The following is a 16,082-nucleotide window of genomic DNA, read 5'->3' as shown; positions in this document are numbered from 1 at the left end:
CGACACTGTGACAACTCGCACACCGCCGAGCGGATCTTCTGGCGGGTTCCCTCTGGCGGAACGCGACGCGGCACGGGCAGGATCGGGCGCATGGATCTGCTCGACACCCTCACCGCCAAGGGCCTGCGCCGGGAACTGCCCACCCGGGAGGAGGCGCTGGCCGTCCTCGCCACCACCGACGACGAACTGCTCGACGTCGTCGCGGCCGCCGGCAAGGTCCGCCGCCAGTGGTTCGGCCGGCGGGTCAAGCTCAACTACCTGGTGAACCTGAAGAGCGGTCTCTGCCCGGAGGACTGCTCGTACTGTTCGCAGCGGCTCGGTTCCAAGGCGGAGATCCTCAAGTACACCTGGCTGAAGCCGGAGCAGGCGGCCGAGGCGGCCGCCGCGGGTCTGGCCGGTGGCGCGAAGCGGGTCTGCCTGGTCGCCAGCGGCCGCGGTCCGACGGACCGTGACATCGACCGGGTGGCCGACACCATCGCGGCCATCAAGGGCGCCGACGAGCAGGTCGAGGTCTGTGCCTGTCTGGGTCTGCTCTCCGACAACCAGGCGGAGCGGCTGAAGGCGGCCGGCGCGGACGCCTACAACCACAACCTGAACACCTCCGAGTCGACGTACGGCGACATCACCACCACCCACACCTACGCGGACCGGGTGGACACCGTGCAGAAGGCGCACGGCGCGGGCCTGTCCGCCTGCTCGGGCCTGATCGCGGGCATGGGCGAGAGCGACGAGGACCTGGTCGACGTGGTGTTCGCGCTGCGCGACCTGGGTTCGGACTCGGTGCCAGTGAACTTCCTGATCCCGTTCGAGGGCACGCCGCTGGCGCAGGAGTGGAACCTCACCCCGCAGCGCTGCCTGCGCATCCTGGCGATGGTCCGCTTCGTCTGCCCGGACGTCGAGGTGCGGATCGCCGGCGGCCGCGAGGTGCACCTGCGCTCGCTGCAGCCGCTCGGCCTGGAGATCGCCAACTCGATCTTCCTGGGCGACTACCTGACCAGCGAGGGCCAGGCCGGCCAGGCCGACCTCGACATGATCAAGGACGCGGGCTTCACCGTCGAGGGCGCGGACGAGCGGACGCTGCCCCGCCACCGTGCGGACGCGGTGGCGGCCGGCGGCTGCGGCGGTGCCTCGGCCTCTGCCTCTGCCTGCGGCACCGCGGAGCACGCCTGCGGCAGCGGCGGCGGCTGCGGCCCGTGCGGCGGGCACGCCGAGCAGGCCCCGGCCGAGGCCGCGGACGCCGCGGCGGAGTCTGCGGACGAGGTTCGGACCGACCTGGTGCGGGTGCGCCGCCGCGGCGCGGGCACCGAGCTGGCCCCGAACGCCTGATGTCGGACGTCCAGCACCTCCTCGGCCTCGACCGGGCGCACGTCTGGCACCCGTACGGGCCGATGCCCGGCACCGTCGCCCCGTACGTGGTGGAGTCCGCATCCGGGGTGCGGCTGCGGCTCGCCGAACCGGCGGGCGGCCACCGGGAACTGATCGACGGCATGTCCTCCTGGTGGGCGGCGATCCACGGCTACCGGCACCCGGTGCTGGACGAGGCCGTGCGCGAGCAGCTCGGCCGGATGAGCCACGTGATGTTCGGCGGGCTCACCCACGAGCCCGCCGTGCGGCTGGCGGCGACGCTGGTCGACATCACCCCGGAGCCGCTGCGGCACGTCTTCCTCGGCGACTCCGGGTCGGTCGCGGTCGAGGTGGCGCTGAAGATGTGCCTGCAGTACTGGCAGTCGGTCGGCCGCCCGGCCAAGCGCCGGGTGCTGACCTGGCGCGGCGGCTACCACGGCGACACCTTCCACCCGATGTCGGTCTGCGACCCCGACGGCGGGATGCACCACCTGTGGGGCGGTGTGCTGCCCCGTCAGCTGTTCGCCCCGGAACCGCCGGCCGGCTTCGACGCGCCGGTCGACGAGGCGTACGCGGGTGCGCTCGCCGACCTGGTCGCGCAGCACGCCGACGAGCTGGCCGCGGTGATCGTGGAGCCCGTGGTGCAGGGCGCGGGCGGGATGCGCTTCCACTCCCCCGGCTACCTGCGGCTGCTGCGCGAGCTGTGCGACGAGCACGGCGTGCTGCTGGTCTTCGACGAGATCGCCACCGGCTTCGGCCGCAGCGGCGCACTGTTCGCCGCCGACCACGCCGGGGTGTCGCCGGACGTGATGTGCCTGGGCAAGGCGCTGACCGGCGGCTACCTGACGATGGCGGCCACGCTGTGCACCGCGGAGATCGCGGACGGGATCAGCCGCGGCGAGATGCCGGTGCTGGCGCACGGGCCGACGTTCATGGGCAACCCGCTGGCCGCGGCGGTCGCCAACGCCTCGATCGGGCTGCTGCTCGGCCAGGACTGGCAGCTGGAGGTCAAGCGGATCGAGGCCGGGCTGGCCGCCGGGCTGGCCCCGGTCGCGCAGGCGCCGGGCGTGCGGGAGGTCCGGGTGCAGGGCGCGATCGGCGTCGTCCAGCTGGACCACCCCGTCGACATGGCGGCCGCCACCGAGGCCGCCGCCCGCGAGGGCGTCTGGCTGCGGCCGTTCCGCGACCTCGTGTACACGATGCCGCCGTACGTGACGGACGATCAGGACCTGGCGCGGATCGCCGCCGGTGTCGCGGCCGCGGCGGTGGCCGGATGACCGTCCTGTTCGTGACCGGCACCGGGACGGAGGTCGGCAAGACCGTGGCCACGGCCGCGGTCGCCGCGCTGGCCGACGGCCCGGTGGCTGTGCTGAAGCCCGGCCAGACCGGGGTCGCCCCCGCGGAGGCCGGCGATGTCGCCGAGGTGCTCCGGCTCACCGGGCGCAGCCTCACCACCCGCGAGCTGGCCCGTTACCCGGAGCCGCTCGCCCCGGACACCGCGGCCCGCCGGGCCGGGATGCCGACCGTCCGCCCGGAGCAGGTCGCCGAGGCGGTCGCGGAACTCGCCCGGGACCACGCGCTGGTACTGGTGGAGGGCGCGGGCGGGCTGCTGGTCCGCTACGACGAGCAGGGCGGCACGCTGGCCGACATGGCGCTCGCCACTGCGGCGCTCGGCCTGGACCCGGCCGTGCTGGTGGTGGCGACCGCGGGCCTCGGCACGCTCAACACCACCGCGCTGACCGCGGAGGCGCTGGCCGCCCGGGGCCTTGCGATGCACGGTGTCGTGATCGGCGCCTGGCCCGGGGAGCCGGACCTGGCGATGCGCTGCAACCTCGCCGACCTGCCGGTCGCGGCCGGCGCACCGCTGCTCGGCGCCCTGCCCGCAGGTTGCGCCGCGGACACCGGCGCGCCCTTCGTCTCGACGGCCCGCGCCTCGCTCGCCCCGGCCCTCGGCGGCACCTGGGACGCCGCCGCGTTCACGGCCACCCACGCGATCCCCGCCCCCGGCAGGTAGGACGGACGCACCGGTGCGGCCCCCGCTCCCCGGGTGGGAGCGGGGCCGCGCCGCGGGCGGTCACTGGGCGAGCGTCTTGCCCGTCTCCAGGAGCGACTTGAGGTCGCTGAGCACCCAGCTCCAGCCGCCGCCACCGCCCATCTGCTCGTCGTCGTGGGCGCCGCTGACCAGGGACGCGAGCTGCGGGGCGCCGGAGAGCTCGTGGGTGACGGTGAGCCGGGTGGAGCCGTTCTTCTCCGCGAGCTCGTAGGTGAGCCGGGTGAAGCCCTCGGCGGCCAGCTGCGGGTCCATGAGCATCCGCCAGGTCAGCACCAGCTTGCGCGGCGGGTCGGCCTCGACGACCTCGCCGTCGATGACGGTCTCCGGGACGGGGAAGCCCATCGCCTTGGATCCCTCGACCATCGCCGGGCCCGGCCGGGTCCGGTAGGCCGCGCCGGGGGTGAGGTCGTAGTCGGTGAGGCCGCCGTAGCCGTAGCGGTCGGTCCACTCGGGCTTGGTGATGGCGTCCCACACCTGTTCGGGGGAGGCCTTGATGTAGACGCGGTAGACCTGGGTGGTCGCCGCGGTCTCGGTCCCGCTCATGAGTCCTTCTCCAACTCTGCTTTGAGCTCGGTCAAAGCGGTCACGTGGCGTTCGGTGTACTTGTCGATCCAGCGGTCGTGGATCAGCCGGATCGGCACGGGGTTGAGGAAGTGGAGCTTCTCGCGGCCCGATTTGCGGGTGACCACGAGGCCGGCGTCCTCCAGGACGCGCAGGTGCTTCATGACGCCGAACCGCGACATCTCCAGCTCGGACTCCAGCTCGGTCAGCGTTCGCCCGTCGCGGGCGAAGAGCAGGTCGAGGAGGAACCGGCGGGTCGGATCGGCGAGCGCCTTGAACACCAGGTCGTCGTCGGACACGACTCCAGAATAGGTGACCATTTGGTCACATGTCCACCGGACGCGCGAACTCGGCCGACCCCGGCCGTCAGGCCACGCCGCAGAGCCGGAGCAGCGCCGTCGTGCCGGCCGCCGCCACCACGACCAGCGGGAAGGGCGCGCGGCGCAGCACCAGCACGCCCGCGACGAGCACGCCCGCCGGGCGGGCCCAGCCGGCGAAGCCGTGCGCCTGGGTGAGCGCGGCGGTCGCCACCAGGGCGATCAGCAGCACGGCGGTGGCGGTGGAGAGCAGTTTCTCCAGGGCGTCGGAGAGGTGCAGCCGGTCGCGCAGCACGGGGCCGGCGAGGCGGAACGCGTAGGTGCCGCCGGCGAGCAGCAGGATGGCGTAGAGCGGCATCAGCGGACCTCCGCCACGGGTTCGGGTTCGGGCGTGCGGGCCGGGGTGCGGCGCAGTGCCGCGCGAACGGCCGGGACGAGAGCGGCCAGAGCCAGCAGCACGGGCAGGCCGGCCGGCAGGAAGGGGGTGGCGGCGACCGCGATCACCGCGCCGACGAGGGCCGGGTTGCGGACGGAGCGGTCGGTGAGCGAGGGCAGCACCAGGGCGAGCAGGACGGCGGGGAATGCGGCATCCAGCCCGAGGGCGCCGGTGTCGCCGACGGCGCCGCCGACGAGGGCTCCGAGCAGCACGGCGGCGTTCCACACGGCGAACAGGGCGACGCCGCAGATCCAGAAGGCGGCGCGGCGGGCCTTCGGGTCGCGCTGCAGCAGGGTGAAGGCGGCGGACTCGTCGGTGAGCATCTGGGCGCCGAGCAGCCGCTGCCATCGGCTGCCGCCGAGGACGTCGGCGACGGCGAAGCCGAAGGGCAGCAGCCGCGCGTTGAGGACGAGGCCGGTGACCACGGCGGCGATCGGGCCGCCGCCGGCCAGGATGACGCCGACCGCGGCGAACTGCGAGCCGCCGGCGAAGACCAGCAGGGACATGGCGACCGGCACCCAGGCCGGCAGGCCGCCGGAGACGGCGATCGCGCCGAAGGAGGCGCCGACGAGGGCGTCGGCGAGACAGACCAGGGCGATGTCGCGGAGCGTGCCGCGATCGAGTGTTCGCATTGCCGAACGCATGTCCATTAGAATGAACAGCACGACAGGCGTTCGTCAAGTCGAACGATCGGCAGTCTGGAGCGAACACGTGGATCACGCGGACGTACCGGTACCCGGCGGGCACCGGTCCTCCCTCGACCTCATCACCCTCATCTCCGCCGCCATCCGGCGGGAGCGGGAGCGGGCCGGCCTCTCGATGGCCGAGCTGGCCCGCCGGGCGGGCATCGCGAAGTCCACGCTCTCGCAGCTGGAAGCCGGCGCCGGCAACCCGAGCGTGGAGACGCTCTGGGCGCTCGGCGCCGCACTCGACGTGCCGTTCAGCCGGCTGGTCGACCCGCCGCGCCCGCAGGTCCGGATCGTCCGGGCCGGCGAGGGGCCGGTCACGTGGTCCGAGCGCGCCGACTACGCGGCCACCCTGCTGGCCTCCTGCCCGCCCAACGCGCGCCGCGACATCTACCGGATCGACGCCCAGCCCGGCGGCGCCCGGCGCTCCGACCCGCACCTGCCCGGCTCGGTCGAGCACGTGGTGCTCGGCACCGGCCGGGCCCTGGTCGGCCCGGCCGAGGCCCCGGTCGAGCTCGGCCCGGGCGACTACATCGCCTACCCCGGCGACGCGCCGCACGTCTTCGAGGCGCTGGAGCCCGACACCACGGCGACGCTGACCATGGAACACATCTGAGCGCCCGCGGCGGCCGGGCGGGCCGTCCTCAGACCGCCAGCGGGCGGACCCAGCGGCGCCAGTCCTCCTCGCGCCGGTAACCGGCGCCCACCCAGGCACTCTGCCCCAGGGCGTTGCGCTCCAGCACCATGGCGTCCACCCGGCGACCGCCGAGGGCGGCGAACCGTTCCTCCGCGGCCGCGATCAGCGCGCCGCCCACGCCGCGGCGGCGCAGTTCCGGGGCCACCGCCAGCCGGTACAGGTGGCAGCGCCAGCCGTCGAAGCCGGCGATCACGGTGCCGGCGAGCACCCCGCCGACCTCGGCGACCAGCAGCGCCTGCGGGTCGCGCTCGACCAGCCGGGCCACGCCGTCCTCGTCGTCGGTGATGCTGGCGCCCTCGGCGGCCCGCGCCCAGAAGGCGAGCAGGGCGGGGATCTCGTCGGGGCGCGCGGGGCGGATCTCGATCTCGGTCATGCGCCTCTGTCTAGCAGCCGCGCTCCGTACCGACACGACATTCCGCATGCCGGGACGGACCTCGGCTGACCGCATGTCACCGATCCCGTAGGCTCGGGCCACGCCGCCAGCGACACCCCTCGAGGAGCACTGTGCCGACAGCATCCACCGCCGACCCCGCCAGGGCCGACACCGCCGGTCCGACCGAGTCCGCGGAGGACTTCGTCCGCGCGCAGACCGCCGTCGGCGCGGTCCCCTTCGTCCCGGAGGTGCGGCTGCACCTGGCGGAGGAGGCGATCGGCCTGTGGGAGCGCACCGAGTCCGCGAAGGGTGAGATCGGGCTGCCGCCGCCGTTCTGGGGGTTCGCCTGGGCGGGCGGCCAGGCCGTCGCCCGGTACGTCCTCGACCACCGGGAGGCAGTCGAGGGGCGGACGGTCCTCGATCTCGCGGCCGGCTCCGGGCTGGTCGGCATCGCCTGCGCGCTGCGCGGTGCGGCCGCCGTCACCGCGGCCGAGATCGACGCCTACGCGGTCGCCGCGATCGGCCTCAACGCCGAGGTCAACGGCGTACGGATCGACGCCCGGTGCGCCGACCTGCTGGCGGGCGACGGCGCCCCGGCCGAGGTCGTGCTGGCCGGCGACGTGTTCTACGAACGGGCCATGGCCCTGCGGGTGCTGCCGTTCCTTCAGCGCGCCCGGGCCCGCGGCGCCCTGGTGCTGGTCGGCGACCCCGGCCGGGCCTACCTGCCGCGCGAGCACTTCACCGAGGTCGCCTCCTACCGGGTGCCCGTGGTGGCCGACCTGGAGGACACCCCGGTGAAGACCTCGGTGGTCTGGCGGCTCACCGGCTGATCCCGCACCGGCCGATCGCCCACCGGCCGGTCCCGCCCCGGCCGCCCGCCGCACCGAAGCGTCACCGCGTTCGTACCGTTTCCATACCGAAGCCGTGATGAGCTGCGGAAACGCTCGCGGCCCGAGGGGTGCCCGAGTACCATCCGGCTGACGCCTCCGGGGTGCGCGCCACTGTGCCGTGCCGCCCCGCGGCGGACTCTCGCGGGGCAACGGAGGTCACCGCGCACTCGGCACCGCGCGCCAGAGCTGTCGCGCGAACGCGGGAAGGGCAGCGACTTGGCGGATCGGCTCACCGGAGGCGACTCCTCGCTGCTGCGTCGGATCAACGCGGCGGTCACCCTGCGGGCACTGCGCGACGGACAGACCGTCACCCTGACGCAACTCGTCGGCGACACCGGCCTCTCCCGGCCGACCGTCGAGGGCGTCATCGAGAGCCTGGTGGAGTCCGGGCTGGTCGCCGAGGTCGAGCACGGCCAGGACGGCGGCGGGCGCCGGGGGCGGCCCGCCCGCTGGTTCCGGTTCCGCGCCGAGGCCGGTCACGCGCTCGGCATCGAGATCGGCGTGCACGACGTCCGGGTGGTGCTGGCCGACCTCAGTGGCGAGATCCTGACCGGCCACGCCAAGCCCGTCGAAGGGACCCTCGACGCCGAGGAGCGGCTCGGCGTCATGCGGACCACCGTGGCCGAGGTGCTGCGCAAGACCGGTGTCTCCCGGGACAGCCTCTGGGCGGTCGCCGTCGGCACCCCCGGCATCGTCGACGGCGAGGGCACCGTCCGGCTCAGCACCGCCATGCCCGGCTGGACCGGTCTCGACCTCGGCGCCCGGCTGCGCCGCTCGTTCCGCTGCCCGGTCGTCATCGAGAACGACGCCAACCTCGCCGCGATCGCCGAGCACTGGAAGGGCGCCGCGGTCGGCAAGGGCGACGTGGTCTTCGTGATGGCCGGCCTCAGCCCGGGCGCCGGCTCCCTCATCAACGGCCGGCTGCACCGCGGGTACGGCGGCGCCGCCGGCGAGATCGGCGCCCTCCACCTGCTCGGCCAGGAGGCCACCCCGGAGCGGCTGCTCTCCACCACCGGCAAACCGCTCGACCCGCTGGACGAGGCCGCCGTCGCCCGGGTGCTGCGGCTGGCCCGGGAGGGCGACGAGGTCGCCAAGGACGCCATGGACCGCTTCCTGCACCGGCTGGTGCACGACGTGGCGGCGCTCGTCCTCGCCCTCGACCCGCAGCTGGTGGTGGTCGGTGGCTGGGCGGCCGGACTGGACGGCGTGCTGGAGCCGCTGCGCGAGCGGCTCGGCCGGTTCACGCTGCGGGCGCCCGAGGTGGCGCTCGCCGCGCTCGGCACCGAGGTGGTGGCGACCGGCGCACTGCGGGTCGCGCTGGACCACGTGGAGGAGCAGCTGTTCGCGGTCGACCCGCCCGGGACCGGCCCGCGCTGACCCGCGGTCCACGATCGAGAGACAGCACGCGGGCCCGTCCGGTGTCGGACGGGCCCGCGCTGCGTGTTCGGGCAGGTGTCAGGCCGAGCGGACGGCCTCGACCGGGGTGACCTCGACGGCGCCGGTCTCGCCGAAGGTGAGCTTGCAGGTGTCGGCGCGGTAGGTGCACACGGCGCGGGCGATGTGACGGCCGGCGGACGCGTACACGGTGGTGACCACCAGCACCGGGGTGCCCGGCGGGCGCTCCAGCAGAGCGGCCTGCTCGGCCTCGGCGACGCCCAGCTCGACCGTGCGGGACTCGCCGTCCACCCCGCAGCGCTCCAGCTGGCGGAGGACCGAGCGGGCGCGCTCGCCCTCGGCCGTCGAGCCGACCAGCTGCGGCAGGGCGGGCAGGTGCGGCACCGCGGAGTCGGGGACGTGCAGCGACTCTGTCGCCATCACGCGGCCCTGGACGAGGCGCACCCGGCGCACGGTGTGCACCGTCTCGCCCGGCAGGACGCCCAGCTCCGCGGCCAGCCGGACCGGGGCGGGGGCGCTGGTGCAGTCGACGATCCGCCAGGACTGGTTGCGCGAGGCGCTGGGCCAGCCCTCCTCGCTGCTGCTGACCGGGACGCCCACCCGCGGGGCGGCGATCACGGTGCCGATGCCGCGGCGGCGGACCAGGCGGCCCTCCAGCTCCAGCTGGTCGAGGGCCTGGCGCAGCGTCGCCCGGGCCACGCCGAAGCGGGCGGCGAGCTCGCGCTCGTTGGGCAGCACCTGACCGGCGGAGAACTCCGAGTCGATCGTGCGCACCAGGACGGTGCGCAGATGCCAGTACTTCGGCTCAGGGGCCGCCGCGAGCTGTCCTTGCGCCACCGTGTCCTCCGCCCTGAAGGTGTGGGGCCGCCCGCCACTCCCCCGGTTTCGGCAGGTGGGGAGGGTGGGCTTTATCCGTCCTTCTTTATTAAAGGTCTTTGCAGTAAGCGACCCTAGGGGGTGGCCGAGGAGATGGTCAAGACCAATGACCGAGCTTGACCAGAGCGCGGACGACGGCCGACCGTTCGTGACCTGCGCCACAGCGGAAGCGGACCGCTTCGGCGATCCGGCGGGGCGGCGGGTACCCTCCCGGGGTGATCGTGGTTTCAACAGTCAACGTCAACGGCATCCGTGCGGCCGCCAAGAAGGGCCTCACCGAGTGGCTCGCCGGCACCAAGGCCGACGTCGTCTGCCTGCAGGAGGTCCGCGCCGAGCAGGACCAGCTGCCGGCCGAGATCCGCGACCTGGAGGGCTGGCACGCGGTCTGGGCGCCGGCGGCCGCCAAGGGCAGGGCCGGGGTGGCGGTGCTCTCCCGCCGCGCGCCCGAGCGAACGGCGATCGGCTTCGGCTCGACGGAGTTCGACGGCTCCGGCCGGTACGCCGAGATCGACCTGCCGGGTCTCACCGTCGCCAGCCTGTACCTGCCCTCCGGCGAGGTCGGCACCGAGCGCCAGGACGAGAAGGAACGCTTCATGGCGGAGTTCCTCGTCCACCTCGACAGCCTGAAGCGGCGGGCCGCCGAGGACGGGCGGGAGGTGCTGGTCTGCGGTGACTGGAACATCGCGCACCGCCCCGAGGACCTGAAGAACTGGCGGGCCAACCAGAAGAACGCCGGCTTCCTCCCCGAGGAGCGCGCCTGGCTGACCCGGATCCTCGACGACGTCGGCTACGTGGACGTCGTCCGCGACCACCACCCCGACCAGGCCGGCCCCTACACCTGGTGGTCGTACCGCGGCCGCGCCTTCGACAACGACTCCGGCTGGCGGATCGACTACCAGATCGCCACACCCGGCCTCGCCGCGAAGACGGTCGAGGCCCATGTCGAACGCGCCGCCACCCACGCCGAACGCTGGAGTGACCACGCTCCCGTCACCGTGGTGTACGACCACGGATTCTGACGGTCCCTTCCGACCAGGTCCCCGGCGCGCGCTGCGGTTGTGGCCGCACATGTCCACCGGTCTCCGTGCCGAATCCGCGAGCGCGGCGACAGTCGTCGGGGCGGCGTGCGCGCGCCCTTCAGCCCGTCACCCCTTCAGCACCCCGAGCGGGACCAGCCGGGCGACGATGCGGCTGAGCCCGTTGCGCTCACTGGCGGTGACGACGGCGTCGACGTCCTTGTAGGCCTCCGGGGCCTCCTCCGTCGCACTGCGCCACGAGGTCGGGCGGGCCGACACGCCGGCCGCGACCAGTTCGGCGCGCAGGTGGCGGATATCGATCTCGCGCTGGGCGCGGTGGCGGCTCCAGACCCGGCCCGCACCGTGGCAGGAGGAGTAGAACGCCTCGTTCCCCGCCACCCCCGCCAGGACGTAGGACGCCGTGCCCATGGTGCCGGGGACGAAGACCGGCTGCCCTGCCCCGGCCAGGTCGGCCGGCAGGTCCGGGTGGCCCGGCGGCAGAGCTCGGGTGGCGCCCTTGCGATGGACGCAGAGCAGTCGGCGCTCTCCGTCCACCTCCTGGCGTTCCAGCTTGGCCAGGTTGTGCGACACGTCGTAGAGCAGGTCCAGCCCGTAGCCGGTGTTCTCCCGGAACGCCGCTCGGGCAGCGTCGGCCAGCAGGTGGCGGTTGGCGCGGGCGTAGTTGGCCGCGGCGGCCATCGCCCCCAGGTAGTCCCGGGCCTCCGGGGAGTCCACCGGGGCACACGCCAGCTGCCGGTCGGGGACGGAGATCCCCCGGCGGTGCATCACGGCCTCCATCCGCCGGACATGGTCGGTACAGATCTGGTGACCCAGGCCGCGCGAGCCGCAGTGGATCATCACGCAGACCTGATCGGTGCGCAGACCGAAAGCCCGGGCGCATGCTTCGTCGTAGATCCGGTCGACGGCCTGGATCTCCAGGAAGTGGTTGGCCGAGCCCAGGCTCCCGACCTGGCCCGCTCCGCGCTCCAGCGCGCGGTCGCCGACGTGCGTCACGTCCGCGTCGTCCACCGCCCCGCCGTCCTCGCAGCGGTCGAGGTCGCGCGGCACCCCGTGCCCCATGTCCACCAGGTAGCGGGCGCCGCCGCGCAGCAGGTCGGCCAGTTGCCGGCGCCCGGCGGGCCGCCACAGGCAGCCCCGCCCCAGGCCGCGCGGGATCAACGGGTCCAGCCGGTCCATCAGCGCCGGCAGCACCTCGCGCACCGTGTCCCGGTCGAGTTCGCTGGTGAGCAGCCGGACCCCGCAGGAGATGTCGAATCCGACCCCGCCCGGCGACACCACGCCGCCGGCCCCGACCTCCGTGGCCGCCACCCCGCCGATCGGGAAGCCGTAGCCCCAGTGGATGTCGGGCATCGCGTACGAGGCCCGGACGATACCCGGCAGTGAGGCGACGTTCGCGACCTGTTCGAGTGCGCGGTCGCCCTCGTCGAGCGGCAGCAGCCCGTGCGGGGCGAAGATCACCCCGGGCACCCTCATCACGCCGCTGCGCTCGATCCGGTATCGCCAGGGGGTCTCCTCCACCAGTCGGACGTCCATGTCAGCCGATGCCTCCTCGGCCCTGTCACGCTCATGTGCCACGGTGGCGCTCATCCGCCGCGATGCCCGGGCCGCCCGCCGGTCAGACGTCCAACGTCACGTGGCACCGCCAGCCCCCCGCCGCTTCTCTCGTCATCCGCAGACCGTGCAGGGACACCGCCTTCGGCACCGCGCCGACCTGCTCGACCAGGGCGATGTCCACCATGGCCAGTCGCATCCGCACGCCCGCCCCCGTGCGCCGGACCGACACCTGGGCCGGCAGCTCCCCGGCCGTCTCCGCCCGGAAGATCATCTCTTCCAGTGCCGAGACCAGCAGCCGCTCGTCGGTGTCGTCGGCCAGCTCGTACTCCCGCTCGGTGCGCGCCGCCCCCGGCGGGAACTCCGCGAAGCCCCCGACCGCCCCGTGCACCGCCTCCGCGACGCACTCCTCCCGCTCCGGGGCCCATGCCTCGACAGCCAGATCCCCGGTGTGCGGCACGGTCCGGTGACCAGTGCCGCCGGGTGCTGCGCCCGGTGCGCCGTTCACACCACCAGTCTTCCCCCGGAACGGGCCCGGCGGCAGCCCGGGGAACGGAACGTGCCGCACGGCCGGGCCGGCGCTATGGTCGGCCCATGCGGCACCGCACCACGCCACCCGTCAGCGCGGCCCTGATCGACATCGACGGGGTGCTCACGGTGTCCTGGAAGCCCGTTCCCGGGGCCGTCGAGGCGCTGGAACGGCTCCGGGAGGCGGGCCTTCCCTTCCTGCTCCTCACCAACACGACCTCGCGCACCAGGGCCTCGATCGCGACGACCCTCGCCGGTGCGGGCTTCCCGGTCTCGGCCGAGTCCATCCTCACAGCACCCAGCGCCACGGCGGCCTTCCTGGCGGAGCACCATCCCGGTGCCCGCTGCCTGCTGCTCAACAGCGGCGACGTCCGACAGGACCTGACAGGGGTGGCCCTGGCCGAGGACGACGAAGCCACGGAGGGGGAAGGCGTGGACGTCGTCCTGGTCGGCGGCGCCGGCCCCGAATTCGGCTACCGGGCCCTCAACCGCGCGTTCGGCCACCTCCAGCGGGGCGCCCGCCTCGTCGCCATGCACCGCAACCTGTACTGGCGCACCGACCGGGGCCTGCAGCTCGACAGCGGCGCCTTCCTGTCCGGCCTGGAGCAGGCCTCGGGTCAGCGGGCCGAGGTGGTCGGCAAACCCGCTGCCGCGTTCTTCACCGGGGCGCTGACCCGGCTGGGAGTCGCGGCAGACCGGACGCTGATGGTGGGCGACGACATCGAGTCCGATGTGCTCGCCGCCCAGCGCTGCGGCATCCGCGGCGTCCTCGTGAAGACCGGGAAGTTCCAGGACCGTGCGCTCCGCGACGCCGACGGAACCCCCGACCACGTCCTCGACTCCGTCGCCGATCTGCCGTTCCTGGTGGCGCAGTTGGCCTAGCGTTGAAGCATGGGCACCGACGTGGTGACGCTGTTCCTCTGCGGGGACGTGATGCTCGGGCGCGGGGTCGACCAGATCCTGCCGCACCCGGGTGCTCCGAGGCTGCTGGAGCCGTACGTGCGGGATGCGCGGGACTACGTCGGGTCGGCGGAGGCCGTGAACGGCCCGATCCCCCGCCCGGTCGACTTCTCGTGGCCCTGGGGCGAGGCCCTGGCGCTGCTCGACCGGGCCGCGCCCGACGTCCGGGTGCTGAATCTGGAGACGAGCGTCACCCGGAGCGACGACTTCGCGCCGGGCAAGGACGTGCACTACCGGATGAACCCGGCGAACCTTCCCTGTCTGGCCGCGGCCCGGCCCGACGTCTGCGTACTGGCCAACAACCACGTGCTGGATTTCGGCGTCCCCGGGCTCCAGGAGACGCTGGCCGCTCTGTCGGGCACGCGGCTGCAGACGGCGGGAGCGGGGTGGGATGCGGGCGAGGCCCGACGGCCCGCGATCGTCGAGGCCGACGGCGGCCGCCGAGTGCTCGTCTTCGCCTTCGGAACCGCGTCCAGCGGGATTCCGTCGACCTGGGCCGCGTCCGAGCAGCAGGCCGGCGTCTACTTCGTCTCCGAGGCGTCGAGCGCCGACGCGGCCGAGGTCGTCGACCGGGTGCGGCGGGTGAAGCGGCCGGGCGACATCGCGGTCGCCTCGGTCCACTGGGGTTCCAACTGGGGCTACCGCGTCTCCCGGGAACAGGTGCGCTTCGCGCGCGCACTGATCGACGGCGGTGTCGACGTGGTGCACGGGCACTCCTCGCACCATCCCCGTCCCATCGAGCTCTACCGCGGGCGGCTGATCCTCTACGGGTGCGGCGACTTCATCGACGACTACGAGGGCATCGCCGGCCACGAGCAGTACCGGGACGACCTGCGGCTGCTGTACTTCGTCTCGGTGGAGCCCGACAGCGGGGAGCTGGTCGGTGTGCACATGGCACCCGCACAGGCTCGACGGATGCGGCTGGAGCACGCCTCCTCCGAGGACTCGCAGCACCTGCGCGAGACGCTCGACCGGGTCAGCCGCCGCTTCGGCGTACGAGTGGGTTCCGGGCCGAACGGCATGCTGGCGCTCCTGGCCGCGTAGGAGAAGCAGGCGTGACCGGAGGACCTCCCGAGGCCTTCCCGCTCCCGCGACTCCCGCGAGCGGATCCACAGCCCGCACGTACCAGGAGCGGGTGGATCGGCCGCCCTCCGCGGTGGGAGGCTGGGAGAAGGGCCTGAGCGCCGACGACCGATCCGAGCACGTGATGCCCACGAGGATTCTGCTGGAGGGGCGCCCCGGCAGCGGGAAGACGACCGCGATCCGCCGGCTGGCGGCGCTGCTGCGCACCCGGGAGGCCGTCGGCTTCACCACGGAGGAGATCCGCGAGGGCGGCGCCCGGGTCGGTTTCGCGTTGGAGACGCTGACGGGCCGGAGAGGTGTGCTCGCCCAGGTCGGATTGCCGGGGCCTCCGCGGGTCGGGCGGTACGGCGTCGACGTCGGAGTGATGGAACGGCTCGCGCTGCCCTCGATCGCGACGCCACTGGGGCCCGGCACGCTCGTGCTCATCGACGAGCTCGGGCGGATGGAACTGGCGTACTCCCCGTTCCGGAACGCCGTCCGGGCCGTGTTCGCGGCCGACGTGGATGTGGTCGCCACCGTGCACACACAGCACGACCCCTTCACCGACGTCCTCAAGCGCCGTACCGACGTCGAACTGATCCAACTGACCCGGGCGAACCGGGACGTCCTCCCGGAGCGGCTGGCAGCGCGGCTGGAGGGACGGTGAGCGGCGCGGTGCCCCACCGGGGCCGGGCGGGCGCCGCGATCGTCCGGCGACGCGACGGCTGGCGGGCCGGGCTCCTGGCCGCCTCCGACCGGTGGGCCGAGCGCGCCGACCGGTGCGCCGATTGGACCGGCCGGGGCGTCGAGCGGTGCCGCCGGTGGGCGCGCGAGGGCTCGCAACGGCCCGGGGAGCTGGCACCGCCGTCGTGGTTCTTCCTCGCCCTGCCGTTCGGCATCACCTGGTACCGGGTGACGGGTGGCGCTGCGCGGGCCTGGTGCGGACTGGCCCGCCCGGTGTGCCGGGTCGTCGCCGGAGCCCTCTCCGGGGTGCTCACCGCATTGGCCCTCGTCCTGTCACGGCCGTGACCAGGAGACGACGCGCACGTGGGCACGGCGGTACTGAACGCCTGGACGGTTCCTGGATCAGTGGTTCTCGGATTCCTTCAGCCACACGGAGGATCGGCACGAAGGCCTGAACCACGGCTCACGCGTCGATGCCGAGCCGTCGACCCGTGGATAGACTGACCAGGCGTTCCAGGAACGGACCCGGCGCGGGCGGCGGAGCACTCATGCGCCTCGTTGTCGCACATGTACGCCACTCTCCGTGACCGCACGGCGATGGCAAACCTGTCGCGGATGATCCGGTAGCGGGC

19 protein-coding genes are annotated in these 16,082 nt (G+C 73.9%); 11 read left to right on the top strand and 8 right to left on the bottom strand.

Features of this window, described 5'->3' with window-relative positions:
* Positions 1-90: 90 nt before the first annotated feature.
* From bioB to bioD, 3 genes are read left to right on the top strand one after another with little or no spacing between them, the layout of a single operon-like run.
* Entirely contained in the window at positions 91-1,326 is a 1,236-nt protein-coding gene (gene bioB / locus AB0P35_RS02715; RefSeq protein ID WP_363505484.1) for a biotin synthase BioB, read from the top strand.
* Entirely contained in the window at positions 1,326-2,621 is a 1,296-nt protein-coding gene (locus AB0P35_RS02710) for an adenosylmethionine--8-amino-7-oxononanoate transaminase (RefSeq protein WP_363505481.1), read from the top strand. Before bioB ends, AB0P35_RS02710 begins: the two co-directional genes overlap by 1 nt.
* A complete protein-coding gene (gene bioD / locus AB0P35_RS02705) occupies positions 2,618-3,358 on the top strand; it encodes a dethiobiotin synthase (protein ID WP_363505478.1) in 741 nt (246 codons plus the stop codon). The genes AB0P35_RS02710 and bioD overlap by 4 nt, the downstream gene beginning before the upstream one ends.
* Positions 3,359-3,418: 60 nt before the next feature.
* Here bioD and AB0P35_RS02700 read toward each other — a convergent pair whose 3' ends face one another.
* The 4 genes from AB0P35_RS02700 to AB0P35_RS02685 form a co-directional block, all read right to left on the bottom strand.
* Positions 3,419-3,940, bottom strand: coding sequence for an SRPBCC family protein (locus AB0P35_RS02700; RefSeq protein ID WP_095871595.1), 522 nt, complete (start codon positions 3,938-3,940; stop codon positions 3,419-3,421).
* Positions 3,937-4,257 carry a metalloregulator ArsR/SmtB family transcription factor gene (locus AB0P35_RS02695; protein ID WP_363505473.1) on the bottom strand — a complete coding sequence of 107 codons (321 nt, stop codon included), beginning with the start codon at positions 4,255-4,257 and terminating at the stop codon, positions 3,937-3,939. The genes AB0P35_RS02700 and AB0P35_RS02695 overlap by 4 nt, the downstream gene beginning before the upstream one ends.
* Positions 4,258-4,324: 67 nt before the next feature.
* Positions 4,325-4,633, bottom strand: a complete 309-nt coding sequence (locus tag AB0P35_RS02690) for an AzlD domain-containing protein (protein WP_363505470.1) — start codon at positions 4,631-4,633, stop codon at positions 4,325-4,327.
* Entirely contained in the window at positions 4,633-5,355 is a 723-nt protein-coding gene (locus AB0P35_RS02685; protein ID WP_363505467.1) for an AzlC family ABC transporter permease, read from the bottom strand. Before AB0P35_RS02685 ends, AB0P35_RS02690 begins: the two co-directional genes overlap by 1 nt.
* Positions 5,356-5,476: 121 nt before the next feature.
* Between AB0P35_RS02685 and AB0P35_RS02680 the strand changes: the two genes are divergently transcribed.
* Positions 5,477-6,013 (top strand): XRE family transcriptional regulator, encoded by a 537-nt coding sequence (locus tag AB0P35_RS02680; RefSeq protein ID WP_306454423.1) that lies wholly within the window; start codon positions 5,477-5,479, stop codon positions 6,011-6,013.
* A 28-nt stretch (positions 6,014-6,041) separates the two neighbouring features.
* Here the strand turns inward: AB0P35_RS02680 and AB0P35_RS02675 are convergent, their stop codons facing one another.
* On the bottom strand, positions 6,042-6,515 hold the full coding sequence (locus AB0P35_RS02675) for a GNAT family N-acetyltransferase (protein WP_363505464.1): 474 nt from the start codon (positions 6,513-6,515) through the stop codon (positions 6,042-6,044).
* 83 nt (positions 6,516-6,598) lie between these two features.
* Here AB0P35_RS02675 and AB0P35_RS02670 point away from each other — a divergent pair, with 83 nt between their 5' ends.
* Both AB0P35_RS02670 and AB0P35_RS02665 read left to right on the top strand, forming a co-directional pair.
* Complete coding sequence (locus AB0P35_RS02670; protein ID WP_363505461.1) at positions 6,599-7,297, top strand: 50S ribosomal protein L11 methyltransferase; 699 nt, start codon at positions 6,599-6,601, stop codon at positions 7,295-7,297.
* Between the two features lie 276 nt (positions 7,298-7,573).
* Positions 7,574-8,734, top strand: a complete 1,161-nt coding sequence (locus tag AB0P35_RS02665; RefSeq protein WP_363505458.1) for an ROK family protein — start codon at positions 7,574-7,576, stop codon at positions 8,732-8,734.
* A 78-nt stretch (positions 8,735-8,812) separates the two neighbouring features.
* Here AB0P35_RS02665 and AB0P35_RS02660 read toward each other — a convergent pair whose 3' ends face one another.
* Positions 8,813-9,589 (bottom strand): GntR family transcriptional regulator, encoded by a 777-nt coding sequence (locus tag AB0P35_RS02660; RefSeq protein ID WP_363505455.1) that lies wholly within the window; start codon positions 9,587-9,589, stop codon positions 8,813-8,815.
* Between the two features lie 254 nt (positions 9,590-9,843).
* Between AB0P35_RS02660 and AB0P35_RS02655 the strand changes: the two genes are divergently transcribed.
* The gene (locus tag AB0P35_RS02655; protein WP_363505452.1) at positions 9,844-10,647 is read left to right on the top strand and encodes an exodeoxyribonuclease III; all 804 of its coding nucleotides are present in this window, start codon (positions 9,844-9,846) and stop codon (positions 10,645-10,647) included.
* A gap of 126 nt (positions 10,648-10,773) precedes the next feature.
* Here the strand turns inward: AB0P35_RS02655 and AB0P35_RS02650 are convergent, their stop codons facing one another.
* Together AB0P35_RS02650 and AB0P35_RS02645 are read right to left on the bottom strand one after the other, a co-directional pair.
* Positions 10,774-12,198: an RtcB family protein gene (locus AB0P35_RS02650; protein WP_363505449.1), complete on the bottom strand. Its 1,425-nt coding sequence runs from the start codon at positions 12,196-12,198 to the stop codon at positions 10,774-10,776.
* 82 nt (positions 12,199-12,280) lie between these two features.
* Positions 12,281-12,724, bottom strand: coding sequence for an archease (locus tag AB0P35_RS02645; protein WP_363505446.1), 444 nt, complete (start codon positions 12,722-12,724; stop codon positions 12,281-12,283).
* A gap of 86 nt (positions 12,725-12,810) precedes the next feature.
* Between AB0P35_RS02645 and AB0P35_RS02640 the strand changes: the two genes are divergently transcribed.
* The 4 genes from AB0P35_RS02640 (at position 12,811) to AB0P35_RS02625 (ending at position 15,795) form a co-directional block, all read left to right on the top strand.
* Complete coding sequence (locus AB0P35_RS02640; RefSeq protein WP_363505443.1) at positions 12,811-13,626, top strand: HAD-IIA family hydrolase; 816 nt, start codon at positions 12,811-12,813, stop codon at positions 13,624-13,626.
* 9 nt (positions 13,627-13,635) lie between these two features.
* On the top strand, positions 13,636-14,748 hold the full coding sequence (locus AB0P35_RS02635; protein ID WP_363505440.1) for a CapA family protein: 1,113 nt from the start codon (positions 13,636-13,638) through the stop codon (positions 14,746-14,748).
* Positions 14,749-14,839: 91 nt separating this feature from the next.
* The gene (locus AB0P35_RS02630; RefSeq protein WP_363505437.1) at positions 14,840-15,433 is read left to right on the top strand and encodes a nucleoside-triphosphatase; all 594 of its coding nucleotides are present in this window, start codon (positions 14,840-14,842) and stop codon (positions 15,431-15,433) included.
* Positions 15,430-15,795: a hypothetical protein gene (locus AB0P35_RS02625; RefSeq protein WP_363505434.1), complete on the top strand. Its 366-nt coding sequence runs from the start codon at positions 15,430-15,432 to the stop codon at positions 15,793-15,795. The genes AB0P35_RS02630 and AB0P35_RS02625 overlap by 4 nt, the downstream gene beginning before the upstream one ends.
* Positions 15,796-16,082: the final 287 nt, after the last annotated feature.

This window comes from Kitasatospora sp. NPDC085879, from assembly GCF_040686255.1.
Classification (GTDB): domain Bacteria; phylum Actinomycetota; class Actinomycetes; order Streptomycetales; family Streptomycetaceae; genus Kitasatospora.
The sequence above is the reverse complement of the archived record's forward strand: the minus strand, read 5'-3'. Positions and strand labels throughout refer to the sequence as shown.

Coding starts and splice junctions, on each gene's coding strand:
- AB0P35_RS02675 (WP_363505464.1), bottom strand. CDS start 6,515: ATGCGGAATGTCGTGTCGGTACGGAGCGCGGCTGCTAGACAGAGGCGC.
- AB0P35_RS02710 (WP_363505481.1), top strand. CDS start 1,326: ATGTCGGACGTCCAGCACCTCCTCGGCCTCGACCGGGCGCACGTCTGG.
- AB0P35_RS02650 (WP_363505449.1), bottom strand. CDS start 12,198: ATGGACGTCCGACTGGTGGAGGAGACCCCCTGGCGATACCGGATCGAG.
- bioD (WP_363505478.1), top strand. CDS start 2,618: ATGACCGTCCTGTTCGTGACCGGCACCGGGACGGAGGTCGGCAAGACC.
- bioB (WP_363505484.1), top strand. CDS start 91: ATGGATCTGCTCGACACCCTCACCGCCAAGGGCCTGCGCCGGGAACTG.
- AB0P35_RS02685 (WP_363505467.1), bottom strand. CDS start 5,355: ATGCGTTCGGCAATGCGAACACTCGATCGCGGCACGCTCCGCGACATC.
- AB0P35_RS02690 (WP_363505470.1), bottom strand. CDS start 4,633: ATGCCGCTCTACGCCATCCTGCTGCTCGCCGGCGGCACCTACGCGTTC.
- AB0P35_RS02635 (WP_363505440.1), top strand. CDS start 13,636: ATGGGCACCGACGTGGTGACGCTGTTCCTCTGCGGGGACGTGATGCTC.
- AB0P35_RS02700 (WP_095871595.1), bottom strand. CDS start 3,940: ATGAGCGGGACCGAGACCGCGGCGACCACCCAGGTCTACCGCGTCTAC.
- AB0P35_RS02640 (WP_363505443.1), top strand. CDS start 12,811: ATGCGGCACCGCACCACGCCACCCGTCAGCGCGGCCCTGATCGACATC.